The organism is Cupriavidus basilensis (assembly GCF_000832305.1).
In the GTDB taxonomy this organism is placed as follows: Bacteria; Pseudomonadota; Gammaproteobacteria; order Burkholderiales; family Burkholderiaceae; genus Cupriavidus; species Cupriavidus basilensis_F.
The window spans coordinates 3,338,174-3,358,903 of the sequence record NZ_CP010537.1; the positions used below are offsets into that span (position 1 = coordinate 3,338,174).

Below are 20,730 nucleotides of genomic sequence, written 5' to 3' on the forward strand. Positions count from 1 at the left end.
ACCCGCACCGCCACGGCAAACCCGACAAAACATCGATCCATCGATCCATCGACAGGGGGAGACAAGCATGACAGCCGAACCACAAGTCCAGCCACCCGGCACGCCGTTCAACTTCGCCCAGCACCTGATCGCGTGCAACGCGCGGCGCCCCGGCAAGACCGCTTACATCGACGACCACGGCGCGATGAGCTACGGCGAACTGGCCGAGCGCATCCGCCGTGTTGCCGCCGCGCTGCAGGCCAGCGGCATCCATCGCGAAGAACGCGTGCTGCTGCTGATGCACGATGGCAACGACTGGCCGGTGTGCTTCCTCGGCGCGATGTATGCCGGCATCGTGCCGGTGGCGGTCAACACCCTGCTCACCGCCGACGACTACGCCTATATGCTGCAGCACAGCCGCGCGCAGGCCGTGCTGGTATCGGGCGCGCTGCTGCCCGTGCTGCAGCAGGCCATGGCCCAGGGCGGCCACGAAGCCGGGACCGTAATCGTCTCGCAGCCCGCCGGTCCATTGCCCGATGGCATGATCGCCCTCGATGGGTGGATCGACCGCACCGCACCGCTAGCGGCGCCGGCCAGCACCAGCCCCGACGATCCCGGCTTCTGGCTCTATTCGTCAGGCTCCACCGGACGCCCCAAGGGCGTGCTGCACAGTCAGGGCAACCCGTACTGGACCGCCGAGCTCTATGCCAAGCCCGTGCTGTCGCTGGGCGAGGCCGACATCTGCTTCTCGGCCGCCAAGCTCTACTTTGCCTATGGGCTCGGCAATGCCCTGACCTTCCCGCTGAGCGTGGGCGCCACCGTCGTGCTGATGGCCGAGCGGCCAACCCCCGAGGCCACGTTCAGGCGCTGGCTGGACTATCAGCCGACCGTGTTCTTTGGCGCGCCGACCGGCTACGCGGGCATGCTCGCCGCGCCCGGGCTGCCCACGCGCGAGCAGGTCTCGCTGCGCCTGTGCTCCTCCGCCGGCGAGGCCTTGCCCGCCGACCTGGGCGAGCGTTTCACCGCGCATTTCGGCTGCGAAATCATCGACGGCATCGGTTCGACCGAGATGCTGCATATCTTCCTGTCCAACCGCCCCGGGCAGGTTCGCTACGGCACCACGGGCTGGCCGGTGCCGGGCTATGCGGTGGAACTGCGCGACGAAGACGGCCACGCCGTGCCCGACGGCGATGTGGGCGACCTCTATATCCAGGGGCCAAGCGCAGCGCTGATGTACTGGGGCAACCGGGAGAAATCGCGCGAGACCTTTCGCGGCGGCTGGACCAAGAGCGGCGACAAATACGCGCGCAACGCCGACGGCAGCTACAGCTACGCCGGGCGCAGCGACGACATGCTCAAGGTCAGCGGCATCTATGTCTCCCCGTTCGAGGTGGAAGCCACGCTGGCCCAGCACCCCGCAGTGCTCGAAGCCGCGGTGATCGGCGTCCCCGACCCGGCCGGCCTCACCAAGACCAAGGCCTTCGTGGTGCTCAAACCCGGCGCGCAGGTCAGCGAGACAGAGCTGAAAGCCTTCGTCAAGGAACGGCTCGCACCCTACAAATACCCGCGCGTCATCGAGTTCATGGGCGCGCTGCCGAAGACAGCCACAGGGAAGATACAGCGGTTCAGGCTGCGGGAGATGGAAGGCGCACCGGCATGAGAAACAAAGCGGGAGCACGCCAGCGCCCAACGGCATAACAAGCGCCCGCCCTCTCCCGCAAGCGCGGGGGGCCAACCGCCAAAAAATGAGCGACGCGAAGCGAGCCCCCCAAGCGATGCGAAGCGAGCCGTCAAGGTGTACCAGGCCGTATGGGGCGCCTCGTTGGCAGCCAAAAAGAGCGGAAAAGAGGGGGCCATGTCTGAGCATCGCCTTAAGGCGATGTGAGTTTGGCCCCCGGCCGCTCTTTTTGGCTGACGACGAGGGGGTGTCGCCCCATCCGGCGCGCCTTCTTTGCCTACTTTCTTGGCAAGACAAGAAAGTAGGTCGCCGCCCCGCAGGGGTGGTGAAACTGCCTTTGACTTTGCAGTTAGTCCCAACCCCAAACAAAAAAACACCCAAAACCCAAAAGGAGACACCCCATGCCCCACATCGACATCCACAAACTAGCCGACGAAGCCCGCTTCAACCGCTTCCACGCCCAAATCCTCCTCTGGTGCGCCCTCATCATCATCTTCGACGGCTATGACCTGGCCGTGGTCGGCATCGCGCTGCCGTCGATCATGAAGGGCATGGGCGTGGACGCCACCAGCGCCGGCTTCATGGTCAGCGCCGCGCTGTTCGGCATGATGTTCGGCGCCATCTTCATGGGCACCGTGGCCGACCGCATCGGGCGGCGCCGCGCCATCGCCATCTGCATCCTGCTGTTCAGCGTCTTCACCGCGGCGGCCGGCTTCACCAGCGATCCGGTGACGTTCAGCGTGACGCGCTTCCTGGCCGGCCTGGGCATCGGCGGCGTCATGCCGAACGTGGTGGCGCAGATGACCGAATACTCCCCGCGCAAGATTCGCGGGACCATGGTCACGCTGATGTTCAGCGGCTACTCGGTGGGCGGCATGCTGGCCGCGCTGCTGGGCAAAGGCATGATTGAGAGCTACGGGTGGCAATCGGTCTTCCTCGCCGCCAGCCTGCCGGCACTGCTGATCCCGGTCATCCTGAAATCCATGCCGGAGTCGATGCCCTTCCTGATCAGATCGGGCCAGATCGACGCACTCAAGCACGTCGCCTCGCGCCTGGAGCCAGGCTACCAGCCCCAGCCCGGCGACCGGTTCGCGCTGCCCGCCGGCGACAAAGCGGGCGACGCGCCCATCGGCAAGCTGTTCCAGGACGGACGCGGCTTTTCCACGGTGATGTTCTGGGTGGCGTTCTTCATGTGCTTGTTCATGGTCTACGCGCTCAGCTCCTGGCTGGCCAAGATGATGGCCGGCGCAGGCTATAGCCTGGGCTCGGCGCTCACCTTCGTGCTGGTGCTGAACTTCGGCGCCATGCTCGGCGCCATCGGCGGTGGCTGGCTGGCGGACCGTTTCAATATCAAGTACGTGCTGGTGGGCATGTACGCCCTGGCCGCGGTATCGATCACGCTGCTGGGCTATCCGGTGCCCACCGCGCTGCTGTTCGTGCTGGTGGCGCTGGCCGGCGCGTCGACCATCGGCACGCAGATCGTCACCTACGCCTATGCGGGGCAGTTCTATCCGATGGCGGTCCGCGCGACCGGCATCGGCTGGGCGTCGGGCATCGGGCGCAGCGGGGCCATCCTGGCGCCGATCGTGATCGGCGCGCTGGTGGGCATGTCGCTGCCGCTGCAGCAAAATTTCGTGGCCATCGCCATTCCGGCGGTGATCGCGATGATTGCGGTGTTGCTGATCGATCATCGGCGCTCGGCTTCGGCGCAGCATGCGGCGAACCAGGCAGGCAGCCCCCAGGCCGCCCCGCTGGCCGCCGAAGCGCGCGCCGCGTCTTGAGAATGGCGGTTCATGTGTGCGGCGCCAGACATTCGCCGGCCGCTCCCGGCCGGACACTCGGCCTGTACGTGACTGGCCCCTAGCACCGTACCTTCGCCCCGCCACGCCCTTTCCCAGGCTGGCGGGGCTCCTTTCAGCTCCGGCAGGAAAGCCGTCAAGCCACGGATGCCATCACCGGGCCAGCCGTGCGCCCGGCCACATCCGCACCACCAGCGCCCCGATGGCCGTCGCGGTCGACAACAGCGTCACCGCCATCCAGCCCCAGCGCGCCAGCAGCACGCTGCCCAGCGCGGCGCCGGCCGCCATCCCCACGAACATGCCGACAAACAGCACCGCATTGAGGCGGCTGCGGGCGCCAGGCTCGATGCCGTAGACGATGGTCTGGTGCGCGACCAGCGTCACTTGCACACCAAGGTCGAAGCCCAGCGCGCTGGCGCCAATCAGCCACAGCCGTGCGTGCGGTGCGAGCAGCGGCGAGAGCAGCATCCCGGCGAACGAGATCGCGGTCAGCGCGATGCCCAGGCGGGTGACGAGCTCCGGGCCCTTGCGGTCTGCGAGGCGGCCCGCCAGCGGTGCGGCGAGCGCGCCAGCGGCACCGGCCAGGCCGAATGCGCCGGCCGCCGCGCTGCCCAGGTGGAACGGCGCGCCGTGCAGCATCACGGCCAGGGTCGACCAGAATGCGCTGAAGCCAACCGACAGCAGCCCCTGCGACAGCGTCGCCCGGCGCAGCGCGCCGTGCTTCTGCCACAGCTTGCCGAGCGAGCCCAGCAGCGCGCTATACGCAAGATGGGTGGTGGGCTTGAAGCGCGGCAGGCCGCGCGCGGCCACCACGCCGATCAGCGCAATGCTGGCCGCGGCGATCACGAACATGATGCGCCAGCCGAAGTGCTCGGCCACAAACCCACTGAGCACGCGCGAGAGCAGGATGCCGAGCAGCAGCCCGGTCATCACGGTGCCGACGACCTTGCCGCGGTGCGACTCGGGCGCCAGCGTGGCGGCAGCCGGCACGATGTCTTGCGCCATCGTCGCGGCCAGCCCGATCGCCAGGCTGGTGGCCAACAGCAGCCCGATGCCGGAGGCGGCGCCGCTGGCAAGCAGCGCGACGCTGAGCACGGCAGCCTTGGCCAGGATGATGCGCCGGCGGTCATAGCGGTCGCCCAGCGGGGCCAGCAGCAGGATGCCCAGCGCATAGCCGAGCTGCGTGAGCGTGGGCACCAGGCCGACCGCCGCATCGGACGCGCCGATGTCCGGGCCCAGCACGCCGAGCATGGGCTGGCTGTAGTACAGCGACGCCACCGCCAGGCCGGCGCCCGCGGCGAGCAGCAGGACCAGCCGTGCGGGCAGGCCGGTGGCAGGGGAATCCGCCGAGTGCGCTGCGCGCGCGGCAGCTGTGGTATGCGCGGCTTGAATGGAAGACATTGCGTTAGCCCTCAGTTGGAAAACATGGCTGGAGTTTGCCGGTGGCCCTCGGCACGTGGTAGTACTACACTTCGCACAATGGCTATACGCCAGACGCATGACCAACAGCCGCCATGCCGGAAACCATGAAAACCCAACCCTCCGCCCCAGTCGCTCCAGTCGCTCCAGCCACCGCCTCCACGCCTTCCGCCGACCGCGTCGAGCTGATGCAGACCTTCGTGCGGATCGTCGAGGCCGGCAGCCTGTCGGCGGCCGCCGCGCAACTGGGCACCACCCAGCCCACCATCAGCCGCCGCCTGCAAAACCTGGAGCGCTCGCTTGGCCTGCGCCTGCTGCAGCGCTCGACCCATGCGATGAAGCTCACCGAGGATGGCGAGCGCTGCTTTGGGCGCGCCAAGGAGCTGGTAGCGGGATGGGAGGCTTTCGAAGCGGACCTGCGGGGCGCCGGTGACGAGCCCGAAGGCACGCTGCGGGTCGTGGTGCCGCATGCCTTCGGGCAGCAGCAACTGGTAGGGCCGCTGGCGGAGTTCCTGCGCCGTCACTCGCGGGTGACGGTGGAGTGGCTGTTGTATGACCGGACACCGGAGTTCATTGCCGACGGCATCGACTGCGCCATCCACGTTGGCGAGGTGAGCGACCCGTCGGTGGTGGCGATCCGGCTTGCCCAGGTGCCCCGCATTGTCGTTGCCGCCCCTGCCGTGCTGGATGGCTTGGCGATGCCCTCGCACCCGAACGAGCTGGCCATGCTGCCCTGGCTTTCCCTGCGCACCTTCTATCGCAACGAGGTGACGCTGACCCATGCGGTGACTGGCGAAAGCCAGCGGCTGGCGTTCCGCCCGCGCGTGGGCACCGACAGCCTGTATGCGTTGCGCAGCGCGGCAGCGCTGGGACTGGGCGTGGCCGTGGCGTCGGCCTGGCTGATGGCCGAGGATATTGCACAGGGCCGGCTGCTGCACCTGGTGCCCGAGTGGCAGGCATCCTCGCTGCCGATGTACCTGATCTATCCCTACGCGAGTTTCTATCCCGCCAAGCTGCGCCGCTTTGTGGAGACGATGCGGCAATGCGTGCCGGCGACCATGGCAGGCTGAATCCTGACCGAGCGCAAGCTGCCGCCGGGCGGCAGGTTCAGGATCGAGGTGCTCGGCATCGACCTGCCGGGCCGCTTCGGGCGATAGCCAAAGCCGAAGCCGAGAGCCACCCCGGCACCATCAGATCTCGTCCGGCACCCGCTCCAGGTCCTTCATCCACACCACGGACTCCGAATCGCTCGGTGCCCGCCAGTCTCCGCGCGGCGACAGCGAGCCGCCCGACCCCACCTTGGGCCCGTTGGGCACGCACGAGCGCTTGAACTGGCTGGTGCGGAAAAAACGGTCGAGGAAGATGCGCAGATTGCGCTTGATGTCGGCCACCTTGTACACATTGCGCACCACGTCCGGCCCGTCAGGCCAGTTGCCCTTGTCGCGCTCGCCCCACGCGCTCAGGGCAAGGAAGGCGATCTTGGTCGGCGTGAAGCCGAACCGCAGCGTGTAGTACAGGTTGAAATCCTGCAACTCATACGGACCGATGAAGTTCTCGGTCTTTTGCTGGGGCGCGTCGGCGGAGTCTCCCGGCACCAGTTCCGGGCTGATCTCCGTGCCAAGCACGTCGAGCAGCACGTCCGAGCCGGTATTGCCGATCTGCCCGGTCTGCGCCACCCAGCGGACCAGGTGCGAGATCAGCGTCTTGGGCACGCTGCCGTTCACGTTGTAATGCGACATGTGGTCGCCCACGCCATACGTGCACCAGCCCAGGGCCAGCTCGCTCAGGTCGCCGGTGCCGATCACGATGGCGTGGCTGTGATTGGCGAAGCGGAACAGATGGTTGGTGCGCTCGCCCGCCTGTACGTTCTCGAACGTGACGTCGTACACAGGCTTGCCGGACGCGTAGGGGTGGTCGAGGTCCTTGAGCATCTCGACGCAGCTTGGCCGGATGTCGATCTCCTTGGCCACGCAGCCCACCACCTCCATCAGCTTGCGCGCCTGGAGCAGCGTGCGCTCGCTGGTGGCAAAGCCCGGCATGGTGATGCCGATGATGTTGGTGCGCGGCAGCTTGAGCCGGTCCATGGCCTTGGCGCACACCAGCAGCGCGTGCGTGGAATCCAGCCCGCCGGAGACGCCGATCACCACCTTGGACAGGCCGCTGAACGACAGCCGCTGGACCAGCGCCTGCACCTGGATGTTGTAGACCTCGCTGCAGCGCTCGTCGCGCCGCCGCGCGTCGGACGGCACGTAGGGGAATCGTTCCACCGTCCTGCGCAGCGGCAGCGGCTTGTCCAGCGCCAGGTTCATGGCGAAGGGGATCACCTTGAACTTCGCCACCTCCGCGCCATGGCGCCGCACCGAGTGGCCGAACGTGGTCTGGTGCATGCGCTCGCGCGACAGGCGCTCGAGGTCGACATCCGCAAAGGTCAGGTGCGAGCTGTCCGCAAAGCGCTCGGACTCCGCCAGCAGTTCGCCGTTCTCGTAGATCAGCGCCTGCCCGTCCCACGCCAGGTCGGTGGACGACTCGCCCTTGCCCGCCGAACTGTACACGTACGCCGCCAGGCAGCGCGCCGACTGCTGGCTGACCAGCTGATGCCGGTAGCCGGACTTGCCGACCACGATGTTGGAGGCCGACAGGTTCACCAGCACGGTCGCGCCCGCCAGCGCCGCGAACGACGACGGCGGAATCGGCACCCACACGTCCTCGCAGATCTCCACATGGAAGCGCAAGAACGGCACGTCTTGCGCCTCGAACAGCAGGCCGGCGCCAAAGGGCACCTTGCTGCCGCAAAGCGGCACCTCGGTGGCTACCGCGCTATCGGCCGAACTGAACTGGCGCGCCTCGTAGAACTCCCAGTAGTTCGGCAGGTAAGTCTTGGGAACCACGCCAAGGATGCGCCCGCCGGCTACCACCGCCGCGCAGTTGAACAGTTGATGCTCGACCCGCAGCGGCAGCCCCACCACCAGCGTCGCGGCGATCGATTTCGACGCATCGACGATGGCGGCAAGGGCCGCCTCGCAGGCGTCGAGCAAGGCGCGCTGATGGAACAGGTCGTCGCAGGTATAGGCGGACAAGCCCAGCTCCGGAAAGGCCACCAGCGCCGCACCCTGGCTGGCGGCATCCCTGGCCAGCGCGATCGTCTCGGCGGCATTGAAGGCCGGGTCTGCCACTCGGCACACCGGCACACCCACCGCCACGCGGGCAAAGCCATGGGCGTAGATATTGAGGAACGGGTTCTTGGTGTCAGTCATGTCAATCATCCTTGCACTGCGCGGTGCAGCGCTCGCGGCGCAAGCCGGGCGGGAAAGTGGGTTGTGCGGTATATGGCGCAATTCTACGACGCGCGCGGCTGGCGGGCGAGTTGCTGAAGATCTCGGCAAGGACCGATCTGCTGCACATTCCCTACAAGGGATGCGCTCCCGCCATGACCGACGTGCTGGGCGGCCAGGCGGACGTCAGCATCAACACGCTCACCAACGCCCTGCCCTACCTGAACAAGCTGGCCCTGCGGATCGGCCTCAAGGCTGACTGATACAGTCAGCGCAAGGGCTCGGCCTGCAGGTAAGCCGCGGCCTGCGGCGGTTCGGCATCCTGGCGCCAGCGGGCACGTCGCCCGGGGTCGTGCAAAAGCTCAACCTGGAAATCGCCAGGGTCATGGCCTGAAGCCCACGGCTTTGCGGCCTGCCCGCACAGCGTCGAAGTCGCTCGCGTCCAGGCTGGCACCGCGCGCGGCGCGAAACGCCGCGTCCCAGGCCAGCGGCGCCAGGCGCGGCTTGAGCGGCACGCGCAGATGCTCGGACCAGGGATGCGGGCTCCTGTCGCAAAACCAGACCGAGGCCCGCGGATTGCCCCCCTCCATCCCCACATATGAAGCAAAGTAAGTGTCCAGATCCTCTGTTGTGAACACCGTGGTGTTTTCCATGCTGCCCCCCCCGATTGCCTGGTGGGACCCCTCTTCAGCGCTTGCCGCAGCGTGCCGGCGCCCGTGGGGGCGCGCGTGCCGTTGCGATCGTTCGCCGGATATCCCGCGCCGGCCAAGGCTGGCGCTGAATCGTTCCGGGCATTGGTGGTACGCCGTGCCTGCTGCTTGCTGGCCAGCCCTGGCTATCAGCTAGCCTGTTGGTCCGCCTTTCCAGTCTTGAGCATCTCGGCAATCTCGATGGCGGAGGCAGGTGCGAATTGCGCTACGCAGGAGCGCGTCAGCGCCAGCGTGTACGAGAACGCCATGGCGCGGTCCTCGAACGTGCGGTTGAGCATGAAGTGCGCGGCAGGCACCTGGCCGTCGGCCAGCTTTGACAGGCGGACCAGCGCTCCCCAGTTGCCATCGTCCACCTGCAGGATATCCACCTCGATCGCATATCCGGCCTCGATATACGTCCTGGCCGGGCCTGCCAGCCGGCGTTCCGGTTTGTCGAGCGCCATCACGTTCCTCCACGATTCAGGTCGATTTGAGACAACCACGCGTGCGTCAGCCGCGCTTTGGCGCGCCCGCGCCAGCCAGCCGGTTAGCGGCCGGCGGCTTCGCGGTGGACTGGCGCACCACCAGCCCGCTGGGAAAGCACAGGCGGATCGGCGCTTCGTCCGGTTGCGCCAGCCGCAGCATGACCCGCCGCACCATGGCTTGCGCCATCTCGCCAAAAGGCATGGCCACGGAGGTCAGCGCGGGATTGGTGTACAAGCACATGCTGATGTCGTCCATGCCGATCACCGAGACATCGGCCGGCACCGACAAGCCAGCCTGGTGCAGGCCGGACATCAGCCCGATCGCCATCATGTCGTTGACAGCGACCAGCCCGGTGGGGCGCGTGCTGGTCTGCGCCAGCTGCCCCGCCAGGGCCTGGCCCAGTTCCGCCAGTTCGGCATCGCCGTAATGCGCGGCGGGCGAGCACTCTATCACCACCGCGTCGCCCAGCCCGGCCTCTTTCACCGCCGCCTGGAAACCGGCGATCTTGCTCGCGCGGCTCACCGTGCGCCCGGCGGGCATGACAAAGGCGATGCGCCGGTGACCCAGCTCGAGCAGGTGCGACGCGGCCAGGTAGCCTGCCTGGAAGTTGTCGGGCGCCACATGATCGATGCGCGCCGGCGCGTCAGGGTCGGCACCGCCGTCGTAGCTGACCATGGCCAGCCCCTGCCGGGTCGCCACCTCGAAATGTTGCTCGCCGGTGAGCGACGACACGACGATCACGCCGTGCACGCCGAACGAGAGCAAGTCGTCGAACATGCGCGACTCCTGCTCCCGGTCCCGGTTGGTATTGCCCAGCAGCACGCGGTAGCCCGTCTGGCGCTGTGCCTCGGCTTCGATCTTCAGCGTCAGCTGGCCGTACATGGGGTTGGCGGTGGACGGCACCAACAGCCCCAGCATCGGCGTCTGGCCGGTCTTGAGCTGGCGCGCGACCTGGCTGGGCCGGAAGCCGAGCGTGCGGATGGCCTCCCGCACCCGCTCGAATGTGGCGGGATTGAGCCGCTCGGTGCGTCCGTTGAGCACGTTGGAAACGGAGCTCACGGATACATTCGCCAGTCTGGCGACATCTTGTATGGTTGCCATTATCGGGATCTCATGCCAGCGTCATCAGGCGGGATCGCCATGGCGTCAGCGATGGCAACAGGATCAAGAACAGCAAGATCAGCAGCAACAGCAACAGCAACAGCAAGACGAGGTATGTCAGCATCGGCCCCGCCCTCTGCTCCGTGCGCGTGCCGGCCATCGCGCAAGTGGCGACCGGCATCAGGTATTAAGCGTCTCCGTAAAACGATTTACTAAATCGATTTACAGATCATAGGCGGTCGTGAGACAAATGCAAGGACGATGGCTTGCCAGGTGCCGCCGCCATGGCGGCAGTACCCGGCTGCGCATTCGAAAGGAAGTGATTCAGGCTGTGACCGCCTTGGCGCGGCCGACGGGCATAGCGCCAAGGGGACGGGGAAGATGGGCTGGCGATGCCGGCCGCATTCAGGCAAGTATTGCGCGCAATCTGCAATCTATCCGGGCGCGCTGATCTACCCGGGCAACTACAGCGACTACAGGAACGACAGGAACGACAGCAACCCGCCCACCGCCCTCAATCCCAGGCAGGCGCCAACCCCTGCGGGCTGGTCAAGCGTCCGCCCCGATCCAGCGCACCGATGGCAGCCATGTCCGGCTCAGACAGCCGCACCGCAAGCGCACCCAGGTTGCCCTGCAGGTTTGCACGCTTGGTAGAAGAGGGAATCACTGCATGCCCAAGCTGCATGGCCCAGGCCAGCACCACCTGCGCAGGCGTAGCCCCGTTGCGCTGCGCAATTGCCTGAACCACCGGATCCTGCAACACCTTGCCGTAACCCAGCGTCATGTACGACGTGATCGGAATCCCCTGGCTGCGGGCAAAGTCGGCCACCTTGCGATTCTGCAGGAACGGATGCAACTCGACCTGGTTGGTCGCGATGGCACCCGCCCCCACCACGTCGATCGCCTGCTGCATCAGCCCGATCGTGAAATTGGACACCCCGATCTGACGCGTCAGCCCCTGCTCGCGAGCATCGGCCAGCGCGCCCATGAACTCGGCAACCGGCACCCCATCACCTGGCGACGGCCAGTGGATCAGCGTCAGGTCGACATGGTCCGTACGCAGCTTGGCAAGGCTGTCCTTGAGGCTGGGCACCAGCTTGTCGCGCGACAGGTTCTCGGTCCAGATCTTGGTCGTCAGGAACAGCGCCGAGCGCGCCACGCCGCTCTCGGCGATGGCCTGGCCGACCTCGGCCTCGTTGCCGTAGATCTGTGCGGTATCGATGGCGCGGTAGCCAACGTCAAGGCCGTTGCGCACGGAGTCGATGACGGTCTGGCCTTGCAGGCGGAAGGTACCGAGGCCGATGGTGGGAATGGACATTGTGTTTTCCTGTGTCAGGTCATGCGTTGGCGGCCACGGCCGGCTGCGGCCATGGCCTGGATGAATGCGCGCTTCGGGCGGGCGTCAGGCGAGCGGCATCTCGTTCTCGATCCACGCCGTCACCGACACGTGCCCGGGCTGCCAGCCCAGCTCCGAGCGCGCGCGCCGGGCGCGCACGCGGCTGTTGGAGCCGAAGGAGTAGCGCGACTGGCCCTCGCCCCAGACGGGCGTGGCCTCTTCGACCGACCAGGACTGCACGGCCCCGAGGCCGAGCCGCCGGGCAATGGCAGCACCGATCTCCGCGTACGAAGCCTCGCCGTTCTCGACAAAATAGAAGGCGCCCGCGGGCGCGCTGTCGAGCACGCGCGCATAGAGGTCCACCACATCGGCGATATGCACGTTGGACCAGCGGTTCACGCCTGCGCCGACGATGCGCACCAAGCCGCTCTGCCTGGCCTGCGCCACCAGCGGCGGAATCTGCACGCTGTCGGCATGCAGCCCGGCGCCAACGCCGTAGATCATGCTGTTGCACAGCACGGCGCTGCGCACGCCTTGCGCGGCGGCCGCCAGCACCATCTGGTCGATGGCGTGGCGCGCCTGCTTGCCCGGCTCCACCACGAACGGCGTCTGTTCGTCGAAGATGCGCGGCGGCAAGACATTGCCGCCGGCGTCGTCGCCGATCACGCTGGAGCCGCTGGTATGCAGCAACGGCTTGCCCGTGCCGCGCAATCCGGCCAGCAGCGCGTCTATCGCGGCGCGGTGGTCGCTGCTGGCGGCGTTGATCACGCCATCGGCCTGCGCGGCTTCGCGCGTCAGCAGGGCAGCATCGTCGAGCGCGCCCGGCACGGGCACGACGCCGCGCATGGCCAGCTGCGCGGCCTGCGCCGGGTTGCGGACCAGGCCGCGCACGCTATGCCCGGCGGCGATCAGGTGAGCAGCGACGGAGCCGCCGATAAAGCCGGCCGCGCCGGTGAGGAAGATTTGCATGGGATGCTCCTGGAAGCGGGCTTGCGAAGCGCGCCGGATTGGGCCCGGGCCCTGAGACCCTGAGACCGTGAGGCGGTGGCCATGGCCGGATGAACATGGCCCGAGTATCCGCGCAACCCATGCAGAGAAAAACCGTGCGGCGGGCAGAACATATTTGATTCCCGCGCAAGAATGGGCGCCGCGCCCGCGCACTGGAAGTGTCTCGCTGCGTATTCGCCGTCCGGAACCTTGCCAAGCGCAACGCAACGGTGCTGCATTACGCTGCGAGCTGGCAAAAGATGGGAAAGATGGCGAAAGATCGCAAGCGGCCCCGGCGTCTACCTTGCCGGGCGCGCGTGCGCACCGGCACGTTGGGCTGCGTGCCGGTTCCGAAGTACTGGTTATAGACGCCCGAGAAACCGGTGAAATCCGGCTTGCCCGTGGCCGGGTCCGCCACGATCAGCGCCCGCATGGAGACGATGTCGCCCATTTGGTAGCCGCGCGCCCTGAGGATGTGCTCGATCTGGCCGAGCACGTTGCGGGTCTGGGTTGCGGTGTCGCCATAGGAGGCCGCGGTATCGGGCGGCGCGGAGGCATTCGACACCGTGGGCCCCACGCCGCTGAGCACGAGTTGCTCCGCGCTGGCGGGAATCTCGATCGCCTCGGCGAACTCGCGCTGCCGGTGGGATTCACGCCCGACGGCCTTCCCGTGGGCCTGCAGCTGATCGGCAGGCCCTGGGCCGAAGGTACCCTGCTTGACGCCTGCGCCGCATTCCAGCAAGCCACCAGCTGGCACCGTATCGAACCCGTGCTCAATGGCCCGGAAATGGCCGGAAGTGGCCATCATCGCGGCGGTGCCGGACCACGGGTAAGCATCTGAAAAGGCAGGCTGGCGCGATGGTAGACTCGGCACAGCCCCGAGCCGCGCGGGCCACCTCTATAATCCGCGCTCCCGGCCAACCATCGCAGATATCTCGCCTCATGCTCAAGGAAACAGCGCAAGCCCGCCCGACACGCCGGTACGTGGAAAAACGCGAGGCGATCCTCGATGCTGCTGCCCGGCTGTTCAATCGCAAGGGCTTGCGCGGCGCCACGCTCTCGGACGTGGCGCAGGAAGTCGGCCTGAGCACCAACAGCATCACCTACTACTACCGCAAGAAGGAAGACCTTGTGGTGGCGTGCCTGATGCGCACCATCGATGAAATCGCGGGCATCGCCGACGCCACGGCCGGCGAGCCGTTGCCGCAGGCCAGGGTGCGCCGGTTCATCGCGCTTTTCTTCCAGCGGCTGGCCAGGACTGCAACCGGCGAGCGCCCCGAGTTGATGAGCTTTCGCGAGATCCGCTCGCTGCCCGACACACACGCCGATGTTGCCTTCGCGGCCTATACGGACATGTTCCGGCGCATCCGCAAGCTGTTGCGCAGCGACACGCCCAAGGACCCCGCGCAACGCAGCGCCCTGAGCGCGGCGGCGCACCTGCTGCTGTCGCTGACCAGCGGCGCGATGACATGGGTGGAGCGCTATGAGCCAGAGGATTATCCGAAGGTGGCGGATACCGTCGTGGATATCCTGCTCAACGGCTTTGCGTCACCGTCATCGCAATGGGACAGCGCCCCGGCCGGGACGCCGCCGATCTCCAAAGCCGAAACCACGCAGGAAGCCTTCCTGCGCGCTGCCACGGAACTGCTCAACGAACTGGGCTATCGGGGCGCTTCCGCCGATCGCATCTCCGCGCGGCTGAATCTCACCAAGGGTGCCTTCTATCACCACAACGAGAACAAGGATGACCTGATCGCCGCCTGCTTCGACCGCATGTTCGCGGTGATCCGCGATGCGCAATCGAAGGTGGAGAACGGCCCGGGCACCGGCTGGGACAAGCTGTGCGCGATCGCGCGCGCGCTGGTCGGCTATCAGTTTTCCAGCCAGGGGCCGCTGCTGCGGCTGACCATCTACGGCGCGCTGCCCGAGGAGATGCGCAAGGAGAAGATGCTGACGATGAACCGGCTGTCGGCGCGGTTTGTGCGTTTCCTGGTGCAAGGGATGCAGGACGGGTCGATCCGGGCGCTGGATCAGTCGATTGCTTCGTTGCAGGTGAATGGGATGATCAATGCCGCGGTGGAGTTGCGGCGGTGGGTGCCGGATGCATCCGGGGAGAACGCGGCGGATTTGTTTATCCGGCCTTTGTTTTTGGGAATATTTTCAGGGCAGTGAGCGCCAGGATGCATCTTTGATGCGCCTTGATGCGTTTTAGTGCACCAACGCCTGGCTCCCCGCTTGCCGCATCACCCTTCCAGACCCTCCAGATGGCAAGCCACCATCTGCCCATCCCCCCGTTCCCTCAGCACCGGATCCTCCACCCTGCAGCGCTGCGTTGCCTGTGCGCAGCGCGGGTGAAAGCGGCAGCCGGACGGCGGGTTCAGCGGACTTGGCACTTCGCCCTTGAGCACGATGCGCTGGCGCTTTGCCTCGGCTTCGACGCTCGCCACAGGCACGGCGGACAGCAGCGCCTTGGTGTAGGGATGCCGGGGATTCGCATATAGCGCGTCCCGGCTGGCGATCTCCACGATGCGCCCGAGGTACATCACGGCGATGCGGTCGCTGATGTGGCGCACCACGGCCAGGTCGTGCGCAATGAAGATATAGGTCAGCCCGAGCCGCCGCTGCAGTTCCATGAACACATTGACCACCTGGGCCTGGATCGATACGTCCAGCGCGGAGACGGGTTCATCGCAAACGATCAGGCTGGGTTCGACCGCCAGCGCACGGGCAATGCCGATGCGCTGGCGCTGGCCGCCGGAGAACTCGTGCGGGTAGCGGTCCGCCATATAGGGCAGCAGGCCGACCATCTGCAGCAGCTCGGCGATGCGGGCGCGATAGTGCTCGCGGTCGTTGGCCATGCCGTGCACTTCGAGCGGCTCGCCGATGATGTCGCAGACCTTCATGCGCGGGTTCAGCGAGCCGAACGGATCCTGGTAGACCATCTGCACGCTGCGGCGGAAGTTCTTCTCCTGCGCCTTGCTGAAGGTGGCGAAGTCGTCGCCATCGAAGGCGATCCGCCCACCACTGGCGGCCAGCATCTTGATGATGGCCAGGCCGGTGGTGGACTTGCCGCAGCCGCTTTCGCCGACCAGCCCCAGTGTCTCGCCGCGCCTGAGCGTAAACGATACGCCGTCCACGGCCTTGACCGAGCCCACCTGCCGCTTGATGAAGACGCCCTGGGTCACGGGGAAATGGACCTTGAGGTTCTCGACGCGCAGGATCTCGTCGCCGATCTTGCCGTGCTGGCGCGCGGCGGGCAAGGCCCGCGCTTCAGTGGTGGTCATGGTCATGGAGGAAGCATGCCTTCAGGTGATTCGGGCGCACGGCACGCAGCGCGGGGCGCGACATGCCGCATTGATCGGTGGCGAGCTTGCACCGCGGCATGAAAGCGCACCCTGGCGGCAGCGCGGTGAGGTCGGGCGGCTGGCCGTCGATGGGCACCAGCGGCTGGCGGGTATCGCCGTCGATGCGCGGCACCGAGGCCATCAGCCCGCGCGTGTACGGGTGCGCGGGATGGCCGTAGAGCTCGCGCGCCGTGGCGGTCTCGACCATGCGGCCGCCGTACATCACGGTCACGCGATCGGCATAGCGGGCCACCACGCCCAGGTCGTGCGTGATGAGCACCAGCGCCGTGCCGGACTGGCTGGCCAGGTCCTTGAGCAGGTCGAGGATCTGCGCTTGCACCGTGACGTCGAGCGCGGTGGTGGGCTCGTCCGCGATGATCAGCTGCGGCTTGCAGGCCAGCGCCATGGCGATCATGGCGCGCTGGCGCATGCCGCCCGAGAACTGGTGCGGATAGGCGCCCAGCCGGCTCTGCGGCTCGGGGATCTGCACCTTGCCAAGCAGCTCGCCGGCGATGCCCAGCGCGGTCTTCCACGGCATGCCCTGGTGCAGGTTGATCGGCTCGGCGATCTGCTTGCCCACGGTGAGTGCCGGGTTCATCGACGACATCGGCTCCTGGAAGATCATCGCGATCCGGTTGCCGCGAATCGCACGCATTTTTGCCGGGCTGAGCTTGAGCAGGTCCTGCCCGTCAAAGCGGATCTCGCCCGCTTCGATGCGGCCCGCCGGGCTGGGAATCAGGCCCAGGATGGATAGCGCGGTGACGCTTTTCCCCGAGCCGGACTCGCCAACGATGGCCAGCGTCTCGCCGGGGGCGACATCGAACGAGACCTGGTCCACCGCCGTGACCACGCCCCGGTCGGTGCGAAAGCGCGTGGTCAGCTGGTTCACCTGCAAGATGGGCTGCGTCATACGGGCCTCCTTGAAAGGGACGGGCGTGGGACAGGAGTGGGACAGACGTGGAGCAACGTGGAAGCAAGGAAATCAGAACCCCATCTTCTTCTTCATGTCCTGATCGACCCACATGCGCGCGTAGATCGGGCCGGGACGGACCGCGCCCGCACGCAGCTCGGCGTTGTAGTTCTTCACCCAGGGCCACCATGCGGTGTACACGTAAGGGGTCGGCAACCAGATATACGGCGCGTCGGCGAGCACATCGCGCGTCAGCGAGCGCAAGGCCTCTTGCCGGCGGCCGAGGTCACGCATCTGGAAGGCTTCGTTTACGCGCTGCTCGTACTTGGCGTCGCCCCACTGCGCGGCGTTCCAGACCTGGCCCTTCACGAAGCTCTTGCGGATCGTGGTGGTCGGGTTGGTATGGCCGTTGCTCATCAGGTAGCCTGGCGCATTGGTCCTGGTGGTCATGGCCGACAGGAACGCGCCGTACTCCATCGGCTGGATCTCGATGCGCACGCCAACCTGCTCCAGGTAGGCGCCGATCAGCGGCAGCAGCTCCAGGTGCTCCGGCTGGCAGGCGCATACCTGCACCTTGAAGGTGAAGCCCTTCGCGTAGCCCGCCTCGGCCAGCAGCTTGCGCGCCTTGTCCGGGTTGTAGGCGAACAGCTCCTTCACCGAGTCCGGCATGGCGCTCAGCGGCTCGAAGTAGCCGGCGTAGTCCGGATGCTGCGGGTAGGCGAACAGCTCGGCATTGCCGCCATAGAACTGCTTGACGATCTCCTGCTTGTTGACCGCCATGTTCAGCGCGCGCCGCACGCGCAGGTCGTTGAACGGCTTGGTATCGACGCGCAGCGCCACGTACTGGCCGTTGGTCGACAGCCAGCGCGACCACTTGAGCGCCGGTGCGTTCTTCTTGAGCTCATCGACCGCGGTCCAGCGCACGGACTCGAGCACATCCAGCTTGCCGGTGCGCAGCATGGTGTTGCGGGTGGACTCGTCCTTGACCGTGCGCAGCACGACCTTGTCGACGAAGGGCAGCTTGTAGTCCTTGCCGGCGATCTTGTCGCTATCCCAGTATTGCTCGTTCTTCGTGTAAGTGCTGGCAGTGCCCTGGACGAAGTTGCTCAGCAGGAACGGCCCGCTGCCATTCACATTTTTCCAGTTGCCGGCCCCGGCGGCGGCCACCTCCTTGGGCATGATGCCGGAGTAGTAGCCCCAGCCGAAGCGGTAATCCCATTCGGCGTTGAACGCCTTGAAGCGGAAGACCACGGTGTACTTGTCCGTTGCCTCCACCTTGTTGAGGTGGTCGTAATACGTGGGGATTTTCTTGGCGCTGGTGTTCTGGCGGTTGTAGCTGAAGACCACGTCGTCGGCCACCAGTTCGCGCTCCTCCATCACGCCCGCCTTGGCGGGGAACTTCACGCCCTTGCGCAGCTTGACTTCGAGCGTCAGCGGGTCGACCCACTTCCAGCTCTCGGCCAGTTCGCCGCGAATCGCATCCTCCGGCAGCCACGCATCAGCCTGGAACGGATACTTGCCGCCATTGCGCCTGGCCTTGGAAAGGTCGGCGGCGAAGAGCTGTTCGTAGACCTGGCCGGTATCGTAGTTCTGCTTCCAGTTCCAGTCCGCCAGGTCCCACGACAGGGCGGAGATGGTGGGATACATGGAGCCGATCTCGAGATTGCCGCCGTACTTCGGCGCTTCGGCCTGCGCGCAGGCGGCGCCAGCGGCAAGCGCCAGCACCACGCCCGCCACGCCCGCCACCACTGAAGATATTGTCCGGTTCAAGCCGCGTCCCTCCATCGTCATCCTCCGTTGTTGGTTATCGCGATCCGCGCATGCGCGGGTCGAGCAGGTCACGTAGCGCGTCGCCGTAGACATTGATGGCATAGACGACAACGGTGAGGCAGATGCCGGGGGCCAAGGCCAGCCAGGGCCCCTGGAACATGAAGGTGCGGCCGTTGCCCGAGAGCATGCCGCCCCAGGTCGGCGCGGGCGGCGGCACGCCCAGCCCGAGAAAGGACAGGCCGGACTCGGCCAGGATCGCGGTGCCCACGCGCGTGGTAAACAGCACAATGATGGGCGGCAGCACGTTGGGCAGGATATGGCGCCAGAGAATGCGGCCGGTGGATGCGCCCATGGACTGCGCGGCGTGCACATACATGTTCTCGCGCACCGAGACCACCGCGCTGCGGATGATGCGCGAGCCGCCCACGCCCAGCAGCAGGCCCAGCGTGCCGATGATCTGCCAGCTGCCCGGGCCGAGCACGGACACCACCACGATCAGGATCACCAGGTCGGGAAAGCTCATCCACGCATCCACCATGCGCTGCACGATCAGGTCGAACTTGCCACCCAGGTAGCCGGTCAGGATGCCGATCAGCACCGAGATGGCGGTAGCGAGCGTGGCGGCCGACAGCCCGATGATGACCGAGAGCTGCGCGCCGTACAGGCAGCGCGAGAGCATGTCGCGCCCGAGGTTGTCGGTGCCGAAGGGGTGCGCCCACGACGGCGGCTGCAGCCGCTTCATCATGCTGATCTCGTTGACGCCATAAGGCGCCAGCCAGTCGGCAAAGACGCCGCAGAACAGGAAGATCATGCAGATCACCGCGCCGGCGGCGCCCAGCGGCTTCTCGCGGAACAGGCGGCCCACCAGTACGAAGGCTGACCCTAGCCGGCCCGGGACAGGCGTGGGCGGCGCGCCAGGGACGGCTTGCGCCGCCTTGAGCGCCGGGGCGTTTGCGATTGGACGTGCCATCAGCGATGCCTCACTTTCGGGTCGAACAGCCCGTAGCTCAGGTCCACGAGCAGGTTGATGAGCATGACGGCCACCCCGACCACCAGGAACACGCCGGTGATCACGGGATAGTCCCGCTGGTTCACGGCGTCCAGCAGGAGCAGCCCCATGCCCGGCAGCGCGAAGATCTGCTCGATCACCACGGCCCCGCCGATCAGCAGCGGCGCTTGCAGGCCGATCAGCGTCACCACCGGGATCAGCGCGTTGCGCAGCGCATGGCGCAGGATCACCAGGCGCTCGTTCAAGCCCTTGGCCCAGGCCGTGCGGATGTAGTCCTGGCGCAGCACCTCCAGCATCATGGTGCGCGTCATGCGCATGGTGATGGCCGACAGTGCCATGCCAAGGATGATGGCGGGCACCAGCATGTTGCTGATGTGCTGGAGCGGGTCCTCCAGGAAGGGAACGTAGCGCACCTCGGGCGACCAGCCCCACCACACGGAAGGAAACACCATGATCATCGTGCCCATCCAGAAGCTGGGTACCGCCAGCATCAGGATGGAAAACGAGCGCGCCACGTAGTCGGCCGCGGTGTCTTGCCGGATCGCCGAGAGCACGCCCACGGGCAGCGCGACCGACAGCGCCACGAACAGGGCAAGCGCGCCTAGCGAGAAGGTGGCGGGCATGCGCGCCAGCACCATCTTCAGCACCGGCTCACCCTGCCACAGCGACTGGCCGAGATCCCCGTGCAGCACGATGTTGCCGATCCAGTGGACGTACTGGAACCACATCGGCTGGTCCAGGCCCAGCGCGCGGATCAGGTCCTCGCGGCTCTTGGTGTCGGCGCTGATGTCGTTCTGGCTCAGCATCAGGTCGACCACATCGCCCGGCACCATGCGCACGATCACAAAGACGATCAGGCTGGCAAACAGCAGCGTGGGCAGCAACGCCAGCAGGCGGCGCAGGATGTAGGCACTCATGGCGCGCCCGCTTCCGTGACGCCCGTCCAGGCCA

Annotated in this window: 18 protein-coding genes; 5 read left to right on the forward strand and 13 right to left on the reverse strand. The window is 66.7% G+C overall.

Annotated elements, in window-relative coordinates; translation table 11 throughout:
- The first annotated feature begins 67 nt into the window (after nt 1-67).
- On the forward strand, nt 68-1,639 hold the full coding sequence (locus tag RR42_RS35150; RefSeq protein ID WP_043356825.1) for a benzoate-CoA ligase family protein: 1,572 nt from the start codon (nt 68-70) through the stop codon (nt 1,637-1,639).
- A gap of 419 nt (nt 1,640-2,058) precedes the next feature.
- Complete coding sequence (locus tag RR42_RS35155; RefSeq protein WP_043356827.1) at nt 2,059-3,438, forward strand: MFS transporter; 1,380 nt, start codon at nt 2,059-2,061, stop codon at nt 3,436-3,438.
- Nucleotides 3,439-3,609: 171 nt separating this feature from the next.
- Here the strand turns inward: RR42_RS35155 and RR42_RS35160 are convergent, their stop codons facing one another.
- Nucleotides 3,610-4,857 (reverse strand): MFS transporter, encoded by a 1,248-nt coding sequence (locus RR42_RS35160; protein ID WP_043356829.1) that lies wholly within the window; start codon nt 4,855-4,857, stop codon nt 3,610-3,612.
- A gap of 125 nt (nt 4,858-4,982) precedes the next feature.
- On the opposite strand from RR42_RS35160, the gene RR42_RS35165 reads away from it, so the two are divergent.
- Nucleotides 4,983-5,945, forward strand: a complete 963-nt coding sequence (locus tag RR42_RS35165; RefSeq protein ID WP_082055327.1) for a LysR family transcriptional regulator — start codon at nt 4,983-4,985, stop codon at nt 5,943-5,945.
- 120 nt (nt 5,946-6,065) lie between these two features.
- Here the strand turns inward: RR42_RS35165 and RR42_RS35170 are convergent, their stop codons facing one another.
- The gene (locus RR42_RS35170) at nt 6,066-8,129 is read right to left on the reverse strand and encodes an NAD(+) synthase (RefSeq protein WP_043358478.1); all 2,064 of its coding nucleotides are present in this window, start codon (nt 8,127-8,129) and stop codon (nt 6,066-6,068) included.
- Nucleotides 8,130-8,185: 56 nt separating this feature from the next.
- On the opposite strand from RR42_RS35170, the gene RR42_RS41875 reads away from it, so the two are divergent.
- Nucleotides 8,186-8,410: a tripartite tricarboxylate transporter substrate-binding protein gene (locus RR42_RS41875; RefSeq protein ID WP_419188925.1), complete on the forward strand. Its 225-nt coding sequence runs from the start codon at nt 8,186-8,188 to the stop codon at nt 8,408-8,410.
- A gap of 120 nt (nt 8,411-8,530) precedes the next feature.
- Here the strand turns inward: RR42_RS41875 and RR42_RS35180 are convergent, their stop codons facing one another.
- The 6 genes from RR42_RS35180 to RR42_RS41880 form a co-directional block, all read right to left on the reverse strand.
- A complete protein-coding gene (locus RR42_RS35180) occupies nt 8,531-8,800 on the reverse strand; it encodes a hypothetical protein (RefSeq protein ID WP_043356837.1) in 270 nt (89 codons plus the stop codon).
- Nucleotides 8,801-8,985: 185 nt separating this feature from the next.
- The gene (locus tag RR42_RS35185) at nt 8,986-9,300 is read right to left on the reverse strand and encodes a hypothetical protein (RefSeq protein WP_043356839.1); all 315 of its coding nucleotides are present in this window, start codon (nt 9,298-9,300) and stop codon (nt 8,986-8,988) included.
- Between the two features lie 46 nt (nt 9,301-9,346).
- Nucleotides 9,347-10,423: a LacI family DNA-binding transcriptional regulator gene (locus tag RR42_RS35190; protein ID WP_043356842.1), complete on the reverse strand. Its 1,077-nt coding sequence runs from the start codon at nt 10,421-10,423 to the stop codon at nt 9,347-9,349.
- Between the two features lie 514 nt (nt 10,424-10,937).
- Complete coding sequence (dkgB, locus tag RR42_RS35195) at nt 10,938-11,741, reverse strand: 2,5-didehydrogluconate reductase DkgB (RefSeq protein ID WP_043356844.1); 804 nt, start codon at nt 11,739-11,741, stop codon at nt 10,938-10,940.
- Nucleotides 11,742-11,825: 84 nt separating this feature from the next.
- Nucleotides 11,826-12,728, reverse strand: coding sequence for an NAD-dependent epimerase/dehydratase family protein (locus tag RR42_RS35200; protein WP_043356845.1), 903 nt, complete (start codon nt 12,726-12,728; stop codon nt 11,826-11,828).
- Between the two features lie 256 nt (nt 12,729-12,984).
- Complete coding sequence (locus tag RR42_RS41880; protein ID WP_419188900.1) at nt 12,985-13,554, reverse strand: Rid family hydrolase; 570 nt, start codon at nt 13,552-13,554, stop codon at nt 12,985-12,987.
- A 134-nt stretch (nt 13,555-13,688) separates the two neighbouring features.
- On the opposite strand from RR42_RS41880, the gene RR42_RS35210 reads away from it, so the two are divergent.
- Complete coding sequence (locus RR42_RS35210; protein WP_043356847.1) at nt 13,689-14,918, forward strand: TetR/AcrR family transcriptional regulator; 1,230 nt, start codon at nt 13,689-13,691, stop codon at nt 14,916-14,918.
- A gap of 71 nt (nt 14,919-14,989) precedes the next feature.
- Here RR42_RS35210 and RR42_RS35215 read toward each other — a convergent pair whose 3' ends face one another.
- The 5 genes from RR42_RS35215 to RR42_RS35235 form a co-directional block, all read right to left on the reverse strand.
- Complete coding sequence (locus tag RR42_RS35215; RefSeq protein ID WP_052495320.1) at nt 14,990-16,030, reverse strand: ABC transporter ATP-binding protein; 1,041 nt, start codon at nt 16,028-16,030, stop codon at nt 14,990-14,992.
- Nucleotides 16,017-17,000, reverse strand: coding sequence for an ABC transporter ATP-binding protein (locus tag RR42_RS35220; protein ID WP_043356849.1), 984 nt, complete (start codon nt 16,998-17,000; stop codon nt 16,017-16,019). The genes RR42_RS35215 and RR42_RS35220 overlap by 14 nt, the downstream gene beginning before the upstream one ends.
- A 72-nt stretch (nt 17,001-17,072) precedes the next feature.
- The gene (locus tag RR42_RS35225; RefSeq protein ID WP_236702123.1) at nt 17,073-18,770 is read right to left on the reverse strand and encodes an ABC transporter substrate-binding protein; all 1,698 of its coding nucleotides are present in this window, start codon (nt 18,768-18,770) and stop codon (nt 17,073-17,075) included.
- A 34-nt stretch (nt 18,771-18,804) separates the two neighbouring features.
- Nucleotides 18,805-19,740: an ABC transporter permease gene (locus RR42_RS35230; protein WP_043356854.1), complete on the reverse strand. Its 936-nt coding sequence runs from the start codon at nt 19,738-19,740 to the stop codon at nt 18,805-18,807.
- The gene (locus RR42_RS35235) at nt 19,740-20,696 is read right to left on the reverse strand and encodes an ABC transporter permease (RefSeq protein ID WP_043356856.1); all 957 of its coding nucleotides are present in this window, start codon (nt 20,694-20,696) and stop codon (nt 19,740-19,742) included. The genes RR42_RS35230 and RR42_RS35235 overlap by 1 nt, the downstream gene beginning before the upstream one ends.
- Nucleotides 20,697-20,730: the final 34 nt, after the last annotated feature.

Bases quoted from the DNA above. Each gene is read 5' to 3' on its own strand.
- RR42_RS35230 (WP_043356854.1), bottom strand. From the start codon at position 19,740: ATGGCACGTCCAATCGCAAACGCCCCGGCGCTCAAGGCGGCGCAAGCC.
- dkgB (WP_043356844.1), bottom strand. From the start codon at position 11,741: ATGTCCATTCCCACCATCGGCCTCGGTACCTTCCGCCTGCAAGGCCAG.
- RR42_RS35200 (WP_043356845.1), bottom strand. From the start codon at position 12,728: ATGCAAATCTTCCTCACCGGCGCGGCCGGCTTTATCGGCGGCTCCGTC.
- RR42_RS35215 (WP_052495320.1), bottom strand. From the start codon at position 16,030: ATGACCACCACTGAAGCGCGGGCCTTGCCCGCCGCGCGCCAGCACGGC.
- RR42_RS35165 (WP_082055327.1), top strand. From the start codon at position 4,983: ATGAAAACCCAACCCTCCGCCCCAGTCGCTCCAGTCGCTCCAGCCACC.
- RR42_RS35155 (WP_043356827.1), top strand. From the start codon at position 2,059: ATGCCCCACATCGACATCCACAAACTAGCCGACGAAGCCCGCTTCAAC.
- RR42_RS35185 (WP_043356839.1), bottom strand. From the start codon at position 9,300: ATGGCGCTCGACAAACCGGAACGCCGGCTGGCAGGCCCGGCCAGGACG.
- RR42_RS35220 (WP_043356849.1), bottom strand. From the start codon at position 17,000: ATGACGCAGCCCATCTTGCAGGTGAACCAGCTGACCACGCGCTTTCGC.
- RR42_RS35235 (WP_043356856.1), bottom strand. From the start codon at position 20,696: ATGAGTGCCTACATCCTGCGCCGCCTGCTGGCGTTGCTGCCCACGCTG.
- RR42_RS41880 (WP_419188900.1), bottom strand. From the start codon at position 13,554: ATGATGGCCACTTCCGGCCATTTCCGGGCCATTGAGCACGGGTTCGAT.
- RR42_RS35170 (WP_043358478.1), bottom strand. From the start codon at position 8,129: ATGACTGACACCAAGAACCCGTTCCTCAATATCTACGCCCATGGCTTT.
- RR42_RS35190 (WP_043356842.1), bottom strand. From the start codon at position 10,423: ATGGCAACCATACAAGATGTCGCCAGACTGGCGAATGTATCCGTGAGC.
- RR42_RS35160 (WP_043356829.1), bottom strand. From the start codon at position 4,857: ATGTCTTCCATTCAAGCCGCGCATACCACAGCTGCCGCGCGCGCAGCG.
- RR42_RS35180 (WP_043356837.1), bottom strand. From the start codon at position 8,800: ATGGAAAACACCACGGTGTTCACAACAGAGGATCTGGACACTTACTTT.
- RR42_RS35210 (WP_043356847.1), top strand. From the start codon at position 13,689: ATGCTCAAGGAAACAGCGCAAGCCCGCCCGACACGCCGGTACGTGGAA.
- RR42_RS35150 (WP_043356825.1), top strand. From the start codon at position 68: ATGACAGCCGAACCACAAGTCCAGCCACCCGGCACGCCGTTCAACTTC.